Source organism: Pseudochelatococcus lubricantis, assembly GCF_011762225.1.
GTDB classification, from domain to species: Bacteria; Pseudomonadota; Alphaproteobacteria; order Rhizobiales; family Beijerinckiaceae; genus Pseudochelatococcus; species Pseudochelatococcus lubricantis.
Genome location: NZ_JAASQI010000007.1, coordinates 112508 through 129599, shown reverse-complemented (window position 1 = coordinate 129599; position 17092 = coordinate 112508). Strand labels below are relative to the sequence as shown.

Below are 17092 nucleotides of genomic sequence, written 5' to 3'. Positions count from 1 at the left end.
ATCAGGCTTCTTGCTGGAACTCGATGATCGCCTGCGGATCGATATCGAAAGCGACGATCTGGCCGGGCGTGAAGGACAGGCTGGACGACAGGTCGAGCTGCAACCTGCGGCCCGGCGCGACCTCGGCGACGAGACGTTGCGTGGCACCGAAAAAGGTCGAGGCGACGACGCGCGCCGCAACGGCGGCCTCACCGGCCGACAGCCGCGCGGCTTCGGGACGGAAGCAGATCGCGGCCGTGCGATCGGGGCCGCCGACGTCCAGGCGCGCGTGGGTGCCGTCGCCCTCGATGGCCAGCACCCCGCCGGCCACGCGCCCTTCGAGCCGGTTCATGGTGCCGACGAAATCGGCCACGAAGTCGTTGGCGGGGCGGTGGTAGATCGTCTGCGGCGCGCCGATCTGGGCAATGCGCCCGCGCTGCATGACGGCGATGCGGTCACCGATGGCCATGGCCTCGGCCTGATCGTGGGTTACATAGACGGCCGTGATGCCGAATTCGCGCAGCAGCAGGCCGATTTCGACCCGCAGGCGCTCGCGCAGCACGGCGTCGAGCGCGGCGAGCGGCTCGTCGAGGAGCAGGACGCGCGGCTTGATGGCAAGGGCGCGGGCCAGCGCGGTGCGCTGGCGCTGCCCGCCCGAGATGGCCGAGATGCGGCGATCCGCATATTCGTCCATGCCCACGAGCGCCAGCAGGCGGCGGGTTTCAGCCTCGCGCTGCGCACGCCCGATCCTGCGGATTTTCAGGCCGTAGGCGACGTTTTCAGCAACCGTCATGTTCGGGAACAGGGCGTAGGACTGGAACACCATGCCGACATTGCGCTTCTCGATGGGCACGCCGCCGACATCCTCGCCGTCGAAGCGGATCATGTCGGGGCCGTCGGGCTGTTCGAGGCCGGCGATCAGCCGCAGCAGCGTGGTCTTGCCGCAGCCGGACGGCCCGAGCAGCACGAGGATCTCGCCCGCGGGGATTTCGAGATCGGTGGGCTGGAGCACGGTGACGCCGTTGAACGTCTTGGACAGCCGGCGGGTGGTTATGGACGAGCCGCGCCGGGCAGCCGTCGGGTTTGCGGTGTGGGCGTTCATGACTTTGTCCGTTTCTCCGAGAGGTCCGCAACGGCCTGCACGCCGACGAGCAGAGGGATCACCATGACGAGGAAGACGAGCGTATAGGCGGATGCGATTTCGAGACGCATCGACGCATAGGCATCGGCCAGCCCCACGGGCAGGGTCTTGGTCATCGGCGTATGCATCATCCAAGTCAGGTTGAATTCGCCGATGGACAGGGTGACGACGGTGAGCGCGCCCGCCACGATGCCGGGGCGCACGTTCGGCAGGATCACATCCACGAAACGCCGCCACGCCGGGGAACCGAGGCTGGCCGCGCCTTCATCCAGCGTCCGCCAGTCGATGGTTTCGAGAATGGCGATGACCGAGCGCATCATGAAAGGCAGCGTGAAGAGCACGTGCCCGATCACGACGAACAGCGTGGATTGCCGGAACGCACCGAAGCCGCCGTAGAGAAGGATCATGGCGAGCGCGAGCGCCAGACCCGGAATTGCGACGGGCAGCGTCACGATCTCCTCGACGATGCGGGCGAAGCGGCCGCCCCGGCGCACCAGCGCATAGGCGCCGGGCACGCCGATCAGCAGCGTCAGGATGAGCGTCAGCAGCGCGACGACGAGGCTGCGCAGGACGGTGTCCGAATAGAGCCCCCAGACCTGCCGGACCCAGTCGAGGGTGAAGCCCGCCGAAATGCCGCGTGCGTAGTTGACGGTCAGGCCGGCATATACCGACAGCAGCACAGGAACGATCAGGAACAGGGTGAGCAGGGCCGTGATGACGATCCCGGCGCAGGTGGTCCAGCGAATGCGCATGTCAGCCTCCGTTCACGTCGCGCATGGCGCGGCTGCGGGCGACGACGAGCGCGGCCCAGGTGATGAGTCCGAGAGCGATGGAGATGGCGGCGGCCATGCTGGCGTTGGTGGCCAGCGTGAACTCGGTATAGATCAGCATGGGCACGACATCGATGTTGGTTGCCAGCGTGAAGGCGGTGCCGAAGGCGCCCATCGCCGTGGCGAAACACAGCGCGCCGCCGGTGTACATGGCCGGAAACAGGGCGGGCAGCACCACATCGCGCTGGATCGCGACCGGGCCGGCGCCGAGGGAACGCGCCGCCTCGACCAGCGACGGGTCGAGCTTTTCGGCGGCTGCGAGAATGGTCAGCAACACGCGCGGCACCGAAAAATAAAGGTAGCCGAGAAACAGGCCGAACAACGAATAGGCGAAAACGACGTTGGTGCCGATCAGGCTTTTCGTGACGCTGCCCACGAGTCCGAGCCGGCCGCCGAAAAGGATGATCATGAAGCCCACCACCACGCCGGGAAAGGCGAGGGGGAAGGTCAGCATCGACAGCAGCAGGCCGCGCCCCGGGAACTTCCTGTGGGCGAGCGTCTGCGCCGCGACCGTGGCGACCGCGAGTGTCGCGACCGTGGTGACGATCGCCAGCACCAGCGTGACGATCAGGCTGTTGCGAAAGCGCGCTTCGGTCAGGATGACGAAGAAGCCCGCCAGGCCGCCCGGTCCGCTCCCGGCCTCAAGTGTCAGCCGCGCGAGGGGAAGGATGAGAAAGGCCAGCGTGAAAATCGCCGCCGGCAATATCAGCAACAAGTCGAAATGTCTGCTGCGCACGGGAGCCTCCGGTCGGTGAGGGGCGATGCCGGGGGAGCGCGCTCCTCCCCCGGCAACGTTGGCCGTCAGCGCGCTTCAGACAGGTAGCGCTGGGAGAATGCGGCCTGCGCGGCCTGCGCCTGCGCCCAGTCAATGGCCTTGGCGCGCTCGTATTCGCTCGCCGGCAGGAACTTCCCGGCGATTTCCTGCGGCATCTCGACCGGCAGCGCGGGGCGCAGATAGGCGGTGCTCCAGAAAAGCTGGCCTTTGTCCGAAAGCAGGTAATCAAGCACCTTCTTCGCCGCCTCGGCGTGCGGGGCGCCCTTTACCAGGGTCATGACGTAGGGGAAGGTGACCGAGCCTTCGCAGGGCAGAACGAACTGGAAGTTTCCGTTCTCGGTGTATTTGGCGCGATAGGCGTTGAAATCGTAGTCCAGCAGGATCGGAAACTCGCCGGAAACGACGCGGGCGTAGGATGTCTGCTTGGTCGCGATCGCGCCGTTGCCGGCCAGCGCCTTGAAGTAGTCGATGGCAGGGGTGAAGTTGTCGAGCGAGCCGCCGAGCGCCGTGTTGACGGCAACGGCGGAGACATAGCCGACGGCCGCGGAAGTCGGGTCGAGATAGCCGACCAGACCCTTGTATTCGGGCTTCTTCAGGTCGGCCCAGCAAGCGGGCACCGGCGTGCCGCCCAGGGCGTCGACATTGACGAAAAAGCCGAGCGTCCCCTGATGAACGGCCCACCAGCGGCCGTCGGGGTGCTTCAGGCCTGCCGGAATCTCGTCGAAGCGGGCCGGTTTCCAGGCCTCGACCAGATCCTGCTGGGCGGCGGAAATGCCGGCATTGATGCCGAGATAGGCGATATCGGCCACGGGACTTGCCTTTTCGGCGATGATCTGGGCGATGGCCTGGCCGGAATTCTTGTTGTCGCCCGGGATATCGATACCGAGATCGGCGCGGATGCGGTTCAGCATCTCGCCCCAGTTCGCCCATTCCGGCGGGCAGTTGTAGCAGATCGCGTCAGCGGCCTTGGCCTGAAGCGGAACGAGGGTGAAGACGCTCAGGGCGGCGGCAAGGCCGAGCGAGAGGAGGCTGGCTTTCATGGTCTGGACCTTCCGATCAAGAGGACTGGGTTGGCGTGGGAGTCAGGCTGGTTTGGGAGGTTGGTTGACTGTCGATAATCCGCACTGCCGGGGCGGTGCGATTGTCTCCCCGCTGAGCGGGATGACGTCGGGCCGCAGCTGTTGCGGGGGCTTGTGCCCTGCGGCCATATCCAGGAGCAGGGAAGCGGCGAGCGTGCCCATGGCCTGGGAAGGTTGCTGGATCGTCGAAAGCCTGGGCGAGACATGCCGGGCGAAGTCGATCCCGTCGAAACCGACGACGGATACATCTTCCGGGATGGACAGGCCGGCACGGCGCAACGAGCCGATTACCGTCACCGCCAGGAGATCGTTCGAGGCGATGATCGCGGTAGGTCTGTGGTCGGCGATGACTTCCGTGAGGTCGATGTCTTTCGTGGCGTCGATGAAGTCGACTTCGATCGCCGGGGCAGTTTGCAGTCCTGCCGCGGTCATCGCGTCGCGGTAGCCTTCGTAGCGGCGGGCCGACCGGTCGGAGGAGACGAACCGGCCGCCGACGAAAAGGATGTTGCGATGGCCGAGCGCCAGAAGTTCCTCGGTCATCCGGCGGACGGCGCCGCGATTGTCGACCGACACCGCGCCGACACCCTCGGGCGTGCCTTCGTTGTAGATCGTCACGACGGGCAGCCCGGCCTTGCGAACGCGCTGAAGCGCCACGCTGGAGACGGGATCGCAGACTGTCATGATCATCCCGACGGGACGTTCGCCGATCAGCGCGGTCACGATCTCCTCTTCTTGCGCGGGGTCGTAATTCGATTGACCGAGGACGGTGGACAGCCCCGCCGACCGTGCCCGCTGTTCGACCCCGGCGACAGCCACGGCGAAGACGGGATTGGTCAGGCTGGGAATCAGAATGCTGATGATGGGACGGGTTTCGGGAAAGGCGCGCGCGATCGCGAAGCCAACCTCCAGAGCGGCCTGGACCACGCGCTTGCGCATGTCCTCGCTCACAGGGCCGTTGCCGGTGATGACACGGCTCACGGTGGCAATCGAGCATCCTGCCCGTGCCGCCACGTCGCGGATCGTCATTTCCGATGAACCCATCGCCTTGCCCCGGCCTCTCGCTGCGCCGTACCTGTGCGGCCGCTGATGCAAGGCTCCTAGCAAAAGCTGTTATTGCCTGAATGACAGTGTTTCAGTCGTTTTCAGTGGGCTATAGCATTTCGACATTCCATTGAAACGCCGAAATTCTATAAGTTTTTGATATTACGCGCTTTCTTCACGCAAGCCGGTATCCGCTTTGCTTGAAAACGCTTTATAGGCTGTTGGTGATCATGGATAGGGTATTCATGGCGGAATTGCTCCGGATGTTCGCATCCGGCATGGAGACCTCACCGGCGCCGTGGACGCAGCGCACCTGGCCGGTTTCCTTCAGGGTGCGGATATCGCGCCGGATCGTTTCCTGGAAGATCCCGAAACGGCCGGCGAGGTCTTCGGCGACGATACTCTCGCGGCCGGAGATGAGTGAAAGGATGTTTCGCTGGCGGGCGATGCTGAGCTTGGCGCTGCCCAGCTTGCGGTTCTTGCCGCCTTTCACGAAACAGGGCAAAGCCGTGCCGGCTGTAGAGCATTTCATCGAGAACAGCTCAATAATTTACATTATAGTAATTTTAGAGTAGTGCAGAATATAACTATCATAAAGTTTGCTTCTGTATTATTTATATGTTGCATAAGTTCTCTCGGCAATATAAATATCTGCTTCCGCAATGGTCGGAGCGGAGTGTGCTGACTTTTTTCATGATTACCCGGCGTTTCCGGCTTCTGTCTTTAGGCGGCAAGTGGATACACCGGAAAGCTGGACTGCCGGAACGCGAGCCCATCTCGTCCGTTCCACCCCTTTCTGGAGAACTGGCCGTGACCGGGCGCGTCGAGATGCAGGTGCTTGCGGCCGTGATGCCATGGATAAGGTTGAGTGGAGATGTTAGGCTATCAGCATTCCATGACCTGCCATACAGAAGGCATCCGGCCGCTCGCGCCCGTCAAATGGCGCGGCCTTGACGGGCTGATGAGCGTCTTCTGGGATGCGGAAGGCGAAACCGGGGCGAGAGCCTATTATCTGTCTCCCGACCCGCGCATCGTGATCTTTTTCAACGACGTGTCCTCCCATATCCGGATGACGAACCAGGAAGGCGGAGTCGAAAGGCATTATCGCCGCATGACGCGCGCGATCTATGTGCCTGCCGGTGTTCCCTTGTGGACCAGCTTCACGTCCTCACATCGCTTCTCGCATCTGGATCTGCACGTTCACAAGGACCGGATGTTGAAATTCCTGTCGCCGTCAGTCGGCACCTCGGGTGCGCTCACGGCATTGCGCCGCTCGGTGGAAGTTCAGGATATCGTTGCCATCGAAATGCTGGCCAGCCTGTTGGTCAATGAAGTGTCGAATCCATCGAAACATGCAGTCTATGCCGAAAGCCTCGTCGGCAGCATCGTGGCCGGGCTTCTCGATATTCCCGAGAACAGCAGCGAGCGGGCCAATGGCAGGCTCACCCAGGCGCAGATGAACAAGCTGGTCTCGCGCATCAACGCCTGCAACGATTGCCGCCTGACCGTCGCGGAGATGGCCGCGACGGTGGGGTTGTCCGAGAGCTGGTTCGCCAATGTTTTCAAGCAGACCACCGGCACAACGCCGCTGCAATGGCAGCTTGAAAGACGCATCGATGTTGCGAAAAAGCTGTTGGCGGAAAGCGACCTGACCATAGCGGATATAGCGGCCCAGCTCGGGTTTTCCGATCAGGCTCATCTCACGAAAGCCTTCCGGCGGATTGCCGGGGAAACGCCCGCCGCATGGCGCCGGATGCAGCAGCCTTGATCTTGAGCGAAGTCCTGTCGGCCGGATAAGGCCGTCAAGGGCGGAAGAATCCCGCCCGCAATGACTGCGGGCGGGATGGTTTCGTCACCAGGTATGGCGCAGCGTCGCCGAAATCCTGCGGCCAGGGTTGTACCAGTCCGCTCCGAAACCGCCGTAAGCAACGTGTTTCCTGTCAAACAGATTGCTGACGTTGAGTTCAAGCGAGGTGCTTTCCCGGACCTTGTAGCTGACGGCTGCATCGACGACGAAGTTACTTCCGGTTGACGCCGTATTCGCCTCGTTGAAGTAATACGAGCCCGTATAGCGCCCGCCGACGCCGAACGTCATGTCGCCGCGAATGCCGCTGCCTTTCCACAGGTAGTTGAGCCAGAGCGAAGCCGTATGTCGAGGCACGAAGCTTGGACGATTGCCCTTATTCCCGGCATTTCCATCGTCGACGATCTCGGCATCGAGATACGAATAGGCGGCAGTGAGGCTGATGTTGTTCATCAGCTCCGCCTTTGCCTCCAAGTCGATGCCACGAACACGCACCTCGCCGATCGTGGACTGAATCAGTGTAGCCGGATTGGTGACCGTGATATTGGTTTTGCTGAGATCGTAAATGGCGGCGCTGAACAAACCCGGGAAGGCATCGGGCTGATACTTGATCCCTAGTTCGAACTGCTCGCCGCGCTCGGGCTCAAGGCCGATGGTGGGAGGCGCGGCGGACTCGGCGTAGCTCGCGTACGTCGCCAGCTGATCGGTCCACTTGTAGGTCACGCCGATGCGCTTCGTGAACTCACTGACGTCGTCGTCAGACAGCCTGCCGGTGAGCCGGTTCGTCGATTTCAGATCGAGCCAGTCGTTTCGCAAGCCGACGGTCGCGATCAGTTTCTCCGCGATGGTCAGCTCCTGCTGGAGATAGACGGACTTGGTCTTCTGATCGTTCTTCGTGCTGCTGATAAGCGGAAGAGAAACAGGCGGGCCCGTAAAAATCGGATTGAGCCAATTGATACTTGGCGCAGCCCCCCAATACGTATCGGTGCTGGACAGGAAGTCGTTATATTCTACCCCGGCCAGGGTGCGGCTTTTGATGTTGTTGAAAGTCGCATCGTACTGCAAGCGCGCGTCGGCGATGAAATGCTCGCTTGAGTAGTCGTTGCCGAAGAAAGCCCGGTTGACGAGCGTTGAGCCATTCGTCGGCGTGGCGGAGATGTAGGCATAGCCGAAGTCAGTCTTGGTATCGCTGTAGCGCGCGTTCGAGCTGAAGCTGAGGCCGGAGCCGAAATCGTGGTCGAACATGACGCTGACAGTGCTTCTGTCCGTGCCGCGATAGTTGAAGTCGGGCTCCCCGAAGAACAGCCTTCTGTTCAGATCCGACCCCACCGGATGCCCGCCGCTGCCGGGAACGCCGTCGCGGTTGAGATAGTCGTAGACGACGGTCAGGCTGGTCGCGTCGCTGGGGCGCCATGTCAGGCCGCCCATGAAGAACTGCTGGTCATCCCGCGAATGTTTATATTCATCATCCGCGTCTCTGACCATGCCGGTAACACGGAAGGAAAATTTACCGTCGGGGGTGATGTTGTCTCCGAAATCGAGACCGACTTCCTTGCGGTTGAACGATCCGCCCGTGAGGTAAGCTTCGCCGAACCGTTCATTTTTAGGCCGTTTGGTGACGAAATTGACCGCCCCGCCCGGGTCCGCGACGCCGAAGACGGTTGAGTTCGCGCCCTTCAGGACCTCGATGCGTTCAAAGGCATAGACCTCTTCCCTAACCCCGCCGAAGGGGCGGCCCAGTGTCAGCCCGTCGCGATACATATGGGCGTCGAAACCCCTGATCTTGAAGAAGTCGAAACGGTTGTCCGAGCCGTAGTAATCCGTGGTCACGCCGGCGGTATATTTCAATGCATCCTCGACGCTCTGAACGCCGCGCTGCTGCATTTCCTTGGCGGTGATCACGGAGACGGAGGCCGGCGTATCCAGAATGGCCGCCGGCAGCTTGCTGCCGCTCGACGTCTGCGTTGCGACGATTGATCTCCGATCGTCATCCGCGCGGGTGCCCCCGACGGTGATCGTGTCGAGAACGATGGCGGTGTCCGACGTCTCAGCCTCCTGGGCCAGCAGACGGGATGGCGTGAGGGTGACAATTGCCGCACAACCCAGGAGCAGCGCATTCCGATAGTGGCTGATGGACCGTCTGCCGCATCCACCCGTTTTTTTGAAATTCATCGTCAATTTCCAGAAATTGGTGTTGCTATCGCCGGCGGTCTGAAAATGCGTGCCGGCCTTACCGAAAAGCCTGCCTGGTAACCCTCGTCGGTATCGTGCCCGTTGTCTCGCGCGGCCGGCCACCTGGCCGGGACGTCCTTCCGGATTGCGGACAACAATAGAGATCGTTCGGTATCATGTCGGAATACGTGCTAACCCGAGCGTGCTCGCCGGGTATTGTAAATTTCCCCGCCTTTGTAGAAAGCCACGGAAATCTCACGGCTTTTTCGGGAAGAGGCCGGCTCCGGAGTTGACGCCGGCCGGTGAACCTGAAACTAAAAAGCCACCTCGGACGACATGGAGTTTCTGCCGAATGCTACGGTTCGTTCGCTCTTCCGTGATATTGATCGCCACAGCCTTTTCGATCATCGCTTCCGGCGGCGCGCTGGCCGCGGAGGGCACGTCCTATCCCATCGTCATCAGGCACGCCCTCGGTACGACGACCATTGCGAAAAAACCCGAGCGCGTTGCGACGGTCGCCTGGGCGAACCATGAGGTTCCGCTGGCGCTCGGTATCGTGCCTGTCGGCTTTGCCGCCGCCAACTTCGGTGACGATGACGGCGACGGGTTGTTGCCGTGGGTGACCGAGAGACTGGCCGAGCTTGGCGCCGATAAACCCGGCGCCGGCAAGCCCGTGCTGTTCGATGAAGGCGACGGCATCGATTTCGAGGCTGTCGCCGCCACCAAACCCGATGTGATCCTGGCATCCTACTCCGGCCTGAGCCAGTCCGACTACGACACGCTGAGCCGGATCGCCCCGGTCGTCGCCTATCCCGAATCCGCCTGGGCGACCGACTGGCGCGGCATGATCCGCTTCAACAGCGCGGGGCTGGGCATGGCGGCCGAAGGCGAAGCGCTCATCACGCGCATCGAGGGAGAAATCGCCCGGGCAGCCGCCGGTCATCCAGAGCTTGAGGGCAAGTCGGCGATATTCGTCACGCATCTCGACACCACCAATCTCAGCATCGTCAGTTTCTATACCGCCAACGATACGCGGGTGAAATTCTTCGCGGATCTGGGGCTGAAATCGCCGAAAAGCGTCCTGGAAGCGACGAGACCGGGGCAGTTCGCGGCGGAGGTCAGCGCCGAGCGGGTCGATGCCTTTGACGATGTCGATATCGTCGTGACCTACGGCAGCCAGCCGCTGCTCGACGCCGTGCGGGCCGATCCGCTGCTGTCCAGGATGCCGGCCGTCAGCAAGGATGCGATCGTCATGCTCGGCCGAAACCCGCTCGGCACGGCAGCCAATCCGACACCGCTGTCCATTCCGTGGGTGCTGAAGGATTATGTGTCCTTGCTGGGCGAAGCCGCCAGAAAATCCCGATGACGGCCGGCCGCACGGAAGCATCCGCCCGGGCCCCGGTTCCCGAAAGATCGCGCCGCGCCCGCGGCCTCTCGTTGGCTGCATTGGTCGCGATCCTCGCCGCGCTGTGCGCCCTGTCGGTTGCGATCGGCACGCGCGCGATACCTTGGGCCGACATCGTCGCCGCGCTTGAAAATCAGGTTCTCGGCGGTCAGGTGGACAACATAGGCCAGGCTGCGGTCGCCGTCCGTATTCCGCGAACGTTGCTGGCCCTGCTCGCCGGTGCGGCGCTTGGCCTTGCCGGGGCGATCATGCAGGGCGTGACGCGCAACCCGCTTGCCGATCCGGGTATTCTCGGCGTCAACATGGGTGCGTCTCTGGCGGTTGCTGTCGGAATCGCCTGGTTCGACATCTCCTCCGCCCATGCCTATATCGTTGCGGCCATTCTGGGAGCCGGCGTCTCCGCCGTGTTCGTGTATGTCATCGGCTCGCTCGGGCGGGGCGGGGCGACCCCGCTCAAGCTGGCGCTTGCCGGCGCCGCGACCTCGGTCGCCTTTTCCTCGCTGGTCATCGCCGTCGTGCTGCCGCGGGCCGACATCGCGGGCGGCGTCCGCTCGTGGCAGATCGGCGGTGTGGGCGGAGCGACTTTCGACCGCATCTTCCACGTCCTGCCGTTTCTCGCCGCGGGTTTTGCCATCGGTCTGCTGTCGGCCCGGAGGTTGAATTCTCTCGCCCTGGGCGACGAACTGGCCGCCGGGCTCGGCGAGCGCGTCGCCATGGCTCGCGCCGTTGCAGCGCTTGGCGCGGTTCTGCTGTGCGGGGCAACCACGGCGATTTGCGGGCCGATCGGCTTTCTGGGGCTGGTCGTGCCGCACCTGGGCCGCTTGCTGGTGGGGGTCGATCACCGCTGGCTCCTGCCTTTCTCGGCACTGGGTGGCGCTTGCCTGCTTCTGGCCGCCGATATCGTCGGGCGCATCATTGCGCGTCCCGCCGAACTCGACGTCGGCATCGTCACCGCCTTCGTCGGAGCGCCGGTCTTCATCTGGATGGTCAGACGCCAGCGGGTTCACGAGTTGTGATGTTGCTTTCTCCCACCCTCGACTCCATCATCGACAATCGCCGCCGGCGCGCACGCAGGCGCAGCCTTGTGATCGGCGTCCTGGCGGTCCTGCTCGTGGCGATGTTCGCCCTGACGCTGCTGCTGGGGCAGTCCTTCACACCGCCTGAAGACGTCATTCGCGTGCTGCTTGGGGAGCAGGTGGCGGGCGCGAGCTTTACCGTCGGGCAATTGCGGCTGCCGAGGGCGGTTCTGTCGATCCTCGCGGGACTGAGCTTCGGCCTTGGCGGGGTGGCCTTCCAGATCATGCTGCGCAATCCTCTCGCCAGCCCGGACATCATCGGCATCAGCTCCGGCGCCAGCGCGGCGGCGGTGTTTGCCATCGTCGTTCTATCGCTGAAGGGGCCTCTGGTTTCGGTCATTGCCGTCGCGGCCGGTCTGGGGGTGGCGTTGCTGGTTTATGCTCTTTCATTCAGAAACGGCGTTGCGGGCATGCGGCTTATCCTTGTCGGGATCGGCGTTTCGGCGATGCTGGACAGCTTCATCGCCTATGTCCTTTCCCGCGCCCCGGCCTGGACCCTGCAGGAGGCGATGCGCTGGCTGACAGGCAGCGTCAATGGCGCGCAATTGAGCGACGCGCTTCCGCTCGTGCTGGCGGTGGTTGCCTTCGGCGGGCTGCTGGCAAGCCGCGCGCGGGACCTTGACGCGCTGAAGCTGGGCGACGACACTGCCGCGGCGCTGGGGGTAGGGGTCGTAAGGACCCGCGTCATGGTCATCGTTGCGGCGGTCGGCATGATCGCCTCCGCAACGGCGGTGGCGGGGCCGATCGCGTTTGTCGCGTTCCTGTCGGGACCAATCGCGGCCCGCATTATGGAAAACAACGGATCGTTGCTGATCCCGTCCGCGCTGATCGGCGCAATGCTTGTGCTGGCGGGGGACTACTGCGGCCAGTTCCTGTTGCCGAGCCGCTATCCGGTGGGTGTCGTTACCGGCGCATTGGGAGCGCCGTATCTGATTTTCCTGATCGTCCGCGCCAACCGGACAGCCAACTCGCCATGACCGCCAACTTGCCACGACCGCTTATCCGATGACCGCTTATCCGATGACTGCTTGCTCCCTTGTCGCCAACCGGGTTTCCGCCGGTTATGGCGACACCGACATTTTACGCGGGCTTGATCTTGCCGTGCCGCCGGGCAAGATCACCGCGATCGTCGGCGCCAATGCGTGCGGCAAGTCCACGCTCTTGCGCACGATGTCCCGGCTCATCTCGCCGCGTCAGGGGCAGGTGCTGCTCGACGGCAAGTCGATCCACCGCATTCCATCGCGGGAACTGGCGCGGACACTGGGCCTGCTTCCCCAGTCTCCCGTCGCTCCGGAGGGCATTACGGTTGCCGATCTCGTCAGCCGCGGCAGGCACCCTCATCAGGGCCTGTTCTCGCGCTGGACGCGCAAGGACGACGAAGCCGTAGCGGCGGCACTCGTGGCGACCAAAACCGTCGCCCTCGCGGAGCGACCGGTGGACGAACTTTCCGGCGGCCAGCGCCAGCGTGTATGGATCGCCATGGCGCTGGCGCAGCAGACGGAGATATTGCTGCTGGACGAGCCGACAACATTTCTCGACATCAGTCATCAGATCGAGGTTCTGGATCTTCTGACGGATCTGAATCGGGCGCGCGGCACCACGGTCGTCATGGTCCTGCACGATCTCAACCTGGCGGCGCGCTATGCGGACCACCTCGTCGCCATGGCGGGCGGGCGCCTGCACGTCTCCGGCAAGCCGGAAGACGTGCTGACGGAACAGCATGTGCGAGAGGTTTTCGGCCTCGAAAGTCGCATCATCGTCGATCCGACCTCGGGGAGGCCGATCATGCTTCCGATCGGCCGCCACCGAATGGTGACAGAGCAGGTTTCCACGATCCCGCCGGCAGGTTAGGTCAGGTGTGGGCGAGCCTTGACGCCGGATTGCATGCCGAGGTTCGCGATCGGGCGGCCATGCTCGAATGCCATGGAACTTCCGCTTCCGCGAAAAGCGCAGGTCCGGCATCCGTTTATGGAAAACCGCCGCCGGGCCGCGGCGGCTTACGCCTTGTCGGGAATGCGGGCAATGACCTTGATTTCGAAGTCGAAGCCGGCAAGCCAGTTGACACCGACCGCGGTCCAGTTCGGATAGGGCGCGCGGGAAAATGCCTCGTTCTTCACGGCCATGACGGTTTCGAACTGGTTCTCGGGATCGGTGTGGAAGGTCGTCACATCGACGATGTCGTCGAAGGTGCAGCCCCCTGCCGCAAGCGTCGCCTTCAGATTGGCGAAAGCCTGCCGAACCTGGGCTGCAAAGTCCGGTTCCGGCGAGCCGTCGGAGCGGCTGCCGACCTGACCGGAAACAAACAGCAGATCGCCGGAGCGGATCGCGGCCGAATAGCCGTGTGCCTCGTAGAGGGCATGGCGGTTTGCAGGGAAAACAGCCTCGCGTTGCGTCATGTCATGGTCCTTTCAGATACTGCTGTCCCGCGTGAAACCGGCTTGGCTACCGCCGGTCGGGACTTACAAGAGGTAATGTGATTTGATATACGCTGCGTATGCCGTATAATCTCACATACGAGACGCATGTCAAATCAAATACGTTGCGTATCTGAAATGAAAGTGAATCATGGCTCCGAAGCGCCGCATCGAAATGATGGAGGAGAACCGTGTCAGGCTGATCTCGGCCGCGCGCAAGGCTTTTGCCGAGAAGGGTTTTGCTGCGGCCTCGATGGACGAGTTGACTGCGGATGTCGGCCTCACCCGCGGGGCGCTCTACCACAACTTCGGCGACAAGAGGGGACTGCTTGCCACCGTTGTCGCCCAGGTCGATGGCGAGATGGCCAGGCGCGCGCAAGAGGCCGGTGCCGCAACGGGGAACGATTGGGAGGGGATGCTCGCCGAGGGGGCGGCCTATATCGAGATGGCGCTCGACCCCGAAGTGCAGCGGATTGTGTTGCTGGACGGGCCTGCTTTCCTCGGCGATCCGTCGCAATGGCCAAGCCAGAATGCCTGTTTGCAAATGACGAAACAGGCCGTCGCCCGCTTGATCGCCACGGGCATCCTCAAGCCCGTCGACGTTGACGCCGCAGCGCGCCTTCTCCACGGCGCGGCGCTGAACGCGGCCCTGTGGGTGGCCGCGAGCGATGAGCCACGATCGGCTTTGCCCAAAGCCGTTGAGGCGTTTCAGCTCATGGCGGCAGGCTTGCTGGCGAAGCAAACGGGTTAAAACGCCAGACGCTCTGACGGAATAAGACCGTGCGCTCTAGACCATCTCGTTGGGAGATTCGTCGAGTTCGGCATAGTCGGGCAGGGGGCTGTCGAGCGGGCTGGCGCCGGCGACCACGATGCGGGCGGCCTGCGGCCGTGACAGCAACTCCGACCAGGAACGTCCTTCGCAGATGACGAGATCCGCCCCGGCTCCGGTGCAAAGCGGGCCGCCTGCGATACCGATGAGCTTCGCGGGGAGGGTGTTGACCGTGTCGATCCAACTGCCGGGGGCACGGTCGAGATGCATGACGCGGACGCCGATGCGGAAGACCTCCATCATATCGAGATCGCCGAAGGGGTGGAAGGGGTCGCGCGTGTTGTCCGAGGCGATCGCCACGGGGATGCCCTGTTCGTGCATTTCGTGGATGGCGGTAATGCCTCGCCAGCGCGGTGTCGTGGCATCGTGGCGCCGGTCTTGAAGATGGAGATTGCACAGGGGCAGCGACACGATTCCGAGCCCGGCCCGCGCCACCTTTTCCAGTGTGCGCCTTCGGTCGTTCTCGTCCTGCACGGCGAGCGAACAGCAATGGCCGACGAGAACCGGCGGCGATTCCGCGCGCGCAAGAGCCCGGTCGGCAATGCGCTCCAGCATGTTCGAGGACGGATCGCTGGTCTCGTCGGCATGAAAGTCGAGCGGGAGCCCATGATCGGACGCGGCGCGGAACATGCGCTCCAGCAGGTCGTCCACGTCGGGCGTAGGGAACACGACCGCGCCGAGCGCGCCGCCCGCGCGGCCGACACGCCGGCAGACTTCCGTGAAGAAGGTCTCGTCGCGAACGTATTCGATGCTGAAGAGGCTCGCGCCCTGCAGGGCGATCCGTCCCCGCCAGGTATCGCGCAATTCCTCGAACACCTCCCATGACACCCGATACTGGCCAGGTTGGGAATCGATATGCGTGCGCATGGACGCTGTGCCATGGTGATGCGCGCAGCGCAGCGCGAAGCCCATGCGCCGGCGCAGGTCGGCCGGCGTCCAGTGGGTGCGGTCGGCCGCAGTCACTGCGATGGCCGTGGGCAGCGTGCCGTCGCCGTCCGCGGTGCGTGGCAGGATATGTCCCTTGTCGAGATGGGCGTGGCAATCCACGAACGGCGGCAGCACGATCCTGCCGCGCAGGTCGATGACCGCACAGGGCGCGGGGCGGGCGACATCCGGCGCCCACGGTTCGCGCGCAGACATGTCGCGCGGGACGATTCCGCGGATGCCTCCACCCGCGATGTGGAGATCGGCGGTGACGAAGCCGGTGGCGGCCGTCTCCTGGCCCGGGAGATCGGCGGCCAGTACGGCTGCCGGGATGCGGGCATTGGTGAGCACGTAGCCGCCGGCCGCCGCGCCGCGCCGGATGGCGTCACGGATATCCGCCATCGTCCGGATGTCAGCGATCATCACGATATCCGCGTTCCCCGATCTGCCTTCCCCGATCTGCCTTCCCGGGCGTTGCCTATCCCCCTACGGGAATACCTTTGCACGAACGGTCGTCGGGAGATCTTGCATGTGGCGAGAAGATCATTTATTGATCACAGTATGAGATCACATTTTGATTTCTGTCAATATCGGCATCGGCGGGCCAGCGATGAAGCGGCGTGCAGCGGATCGGAAGGCGTGGAGCCCGATGCGATCCGGCGGAGGATCATCCCGCGCCGGCAGTGTCCTCCCGAGCTATGAGGTGTGAACATGGGGCGCGACAAACCGGGGCGGGAACAGGCGGACTTCGATCCGCAGGACATGAGCCGGGACGTGGTGGGCCGGGACATGGTAGGCCGGGACATGGTAGGCCGGGACATGGACCCGGCGCCGGAGCGGAAGAGCCCTGATCCGGAGGAATCGCCGCAGAAGCGGGAACGCCGCCATGTCTACGGAACGGTCATGAGCCGCATGCGTCGCGGGTTGATGATCGGCGCCTTCCTGCCCGGCGAGGTCATGAGCCTGCGCAAGCTCGCGGCGGAATTCGGCACGAGCGCCATGCCGGTGCGCGAGGTGCTGAGCCGGCTGGTGGCGGCCAATGCCCTGGAGGAGATGCCTAGCGGATCGGCCCGCGTTCCCCGGCTGCGGCCGGCGCGGCTGCGCGATCTCTTCGCCGTGCGCGAGGTGGTGGAGGGAACGGCAGGCGAATGGGCGGCAAAGCACGGCGGGCTGACGCTGGCGGACGATCTTCTCAGGATCAACAACGAACTGCACGCGGCGATCGACAAGCGCGATATCCTGGGATGCCTGTCGCTCAACCAGCAGTTCCATTTCATGCTGTATGAGGCCTCGGGATCGGACGTGCTGGTGCCGCTGATCGAGTCGCTCTGGCTCCAGTTCGGCCCGACGATGTACATGTCGCTGCTCATACCCTCCATGCCGTGGGACGCCTCGCACCACGAGCACGTCGTTGACGCGCTGCGCGCGGGCGACGGCGCGGGCGTGCGGCAGGCCATCGTCGGCGACATCCGCAGCACCTGCGCAGCGCTGTTGAGCGTCACCGGCGAGTCCGGCATTGCGGATCTGCCGTTCATCGCGCGCGCCGGCGCGCTGACCTATCCGTCTGCAAGGGGGGCGTGACTGTCGCCAGTCTCACGCCAGGCCGGGTGCCGGATTTTACCG

Annotated in this window: 16 protein-coding genes; 7 read left to right on the top strand and 9 right to left on the bottom strand. The window is 63.7% G+C overall.

What is annotated here, in order from left to right; all coding sequences use genetic code 11:
- Position 1 precedes the first annotated feature (1 nt).
- The 6 genes from FHS82_RS14740 to FHS82_RS14715 all read right to left on the bottom strand — a co-directional run bounded on the left by FHS82_RS14740 (position 2) and on the right by FHS82_RS14715 (position 5338).
- On the bottom strand, positions 2-1081 hold the full coding sequence (locus FHS82_RS14740) for an ABC transporter ATP-binding protein (RefSeq protein ID WP_166954184.1): 1080 nt from the start codon (positions 1079-1081) through the stop codon (positions 2-4).
- Positions 1078-1872, bottom strand: a complete 795-nt coding sequence (locus FHS82_RS14735; protein ID WP_166954182.1) for an ABC transporter permease — start codon at positions 1870-1872, stop codon at positions 1078-1080. The genes FHS82_RS14740 and FHS82_RS14735 overlap by 4 nt, the downstream gene beginning before the upstream one ends.
- Before the next feature lies 1 nt (position 1873).
- A complete protein-coding gene (locus FHS82_RS14730; protein ID WP_166954180.1) occupies positions 1874-2686 on the bottom strand; it encodes an ABC transporter permease subunit in 813 nt (270 codons plus the stop codon).
- Between the two features lie 65 nt (positions 2687-2751).
- On the bottom strand, positions 2752-3765 hold the full coding sequence (locus FHS82_RS14725) for an ABC transporter substrate-binding protein (RefSeq protein WP_166954178.1): 1014 nt from the start codon (positions 3763-3765) through the stop codon (positions 2752-2754).
- Between the two features lie 42 nt (positions 3766-3807).
- Complete coding sequence (locus FHS82_RS14720; protein WP_246225358.1) at positions 3808-4830, bottom strand: substrate-binding domain-containing protein; 1023 nt, start codon at positions 4828-4830, stop codon at positions 3808-3810.
- 226 nt (positions 4831-5056) lie between these two features.
- Positions 5057-5338 carry a DeoR family transcriptional regulator gene (locus FHS82_RS14715; protein WP_166954174.1) on the bottom strand — a complete coding sequence of 94 codons (282 nt, stop codon included), beginning with the start codon at positions 5336-5338 and terminating at the stop codon, positions 5057-5059.
- 381 nt (positions 5339-5719) lie between these two features.
- Here FHS82_RS14715 and FHS82_RS14710 point away from each other — a divergent pair, with 381 nt between their 5' ends.
- A complete protein-coding gene (locus tag FHS82_RS14710) occupies positions 5720-6613 on the top strand; it encodes a helix-turn-helix domain-containing protein (RefSeq protein WP_208394265.1) in 894 nt (297 codons plus the stop codon).
- 84 nt (positions 6614-6697) lie between these two features.
- Here FHS82_RS14710 and FHS82_RS14705 read toward each other — a convergent pair whose 3' ends face one another.
- Positions 6698-8821, bottom strand: coding sequence for a TonB-dependent siderophore receptor (locus FHS82_RS14705; RefSeq protein WP_166954172.1), 2124 nt, complete (start codon positions 8819-8821; stop codon positions 6698-6700).
- Between the two features lie 352 nt (positions 8822-9173).
- Between FHS82_RS14705 and FHS82_RS14700 the strand changes: the two genes are divergently transcribed.
- From FHS82_RS14700 to FHS82_RS14685, 4 genes are read left to right on the top strand one after another with little or no spacing between them, the layout of a single operon-like run.
- A complete protein-coding gene (locus FHS82_RS14700) occupies positions 9174-10187 on the top strand; it encodes an iron-siderophore ABC transporter substrate-binding protein (RefSeq protein WP_166954170.1) in 1014 nt (337 codons plus the stop codon).
- The gene (locus FHS82_RS14695; RefSeq protein WP_166954168.1) at positions 10184-11242 is read left to right on the top strand and encodes a FecCD family ABC transporter permease; all 1059 of its coding nucleotides are present in this window, start codon (positions 10184-10186) and stop codon (positions 11240-11242) included. The genes FHS82_RS14700 and FHS82_RS14695 overlap by 4 nt, the downstream gene beginning before the upstream one ends.
- Positions 11242-12279, top strand: a complete 1038-nt coding sequence (locus FHS82_RS14690; protein ID WP_166954166.1) for a FecCD family ABC transporter permease — start codon at positions 11242-11244, stop codon at positions 12277-12279. Before FHS82_RS14695 ends, FHS82_RS14690 begins: the two co-directional genes overlap by 1 nt.
- A gap of 43 nt (positions 12280-12322) precedes the next feature.
- Positions 12323-13153, top strand: coding sequence for an ABC transporter ATP-binding protein (locus FHS82_RS14685; protein WP_166954164.1), 831 nt, complete (start codon positions 12323-12325; stop codon positions 13151-13153).
- Positions 13154-13299: 146 nt separating this feature from the next.
- On the opposite strand, the gene FHS82_RS14680 is transcribed toward FHS82_RS14685, so the two are convergent.
- The gene (locus tag FHS82_RS14680; protein WP_166954162.1) at positions 13300-13698 is read right to left on the bottom strand and encodes a RidA family protein; all 399 of its coding nucleotides are present in this window, start codon (positions 13696-13698) and stop codon (positions 13300-13302) included.
- 169 nt (positions 13699-13867) lie between these two features.
- On the opposite strand from FHS82_RS14680, the gene FHS82_RS14675 reads away from it, so the two are divergent.
- On the top strand, positions 13868-14467 hold the full coding sequence (locus FHS82_RS14675; protein WP_166954160.1) for a TetR/AcrR family transcriptional regulator: 600 nt from the start codon (positions 13868-13870) through the stop codon (positions 14465-14467).
- 36 nt (positions 14468-14503) lie between these two features.
- Here the strand turns inward: FHS82_RS14675 and FHS82_RS14670 are convergent, their stop codons facing one another.
- Positions 14504-15892: a cytosine deaminase gene (locus tag FHS82_RS14670; RefSeq protein WP_166954158.1), complete on the bottom strand. Its 1389-nt coding sequence runs from the start codon at positions 15890-15892 to the stop codon at positions 14504-14506.
- Between the two features lie 288 nt (positions 15893-16180).
- On the opposite strand from FHS82_RS14670, the gene FHS82_RS14665 reads away from it, so the two are divergent.
- A complete protein-coding gene (locus FHS82_RS14665; RefSeq protein WP_246225356.1) occupies positions 16181-17050 on the top strand; it encodes a GntR family transcriptional regulator in 870 nt (289 codons plus the stop codon).
- Positions 17051-17092: the final 42 nt, after the last annotated feature.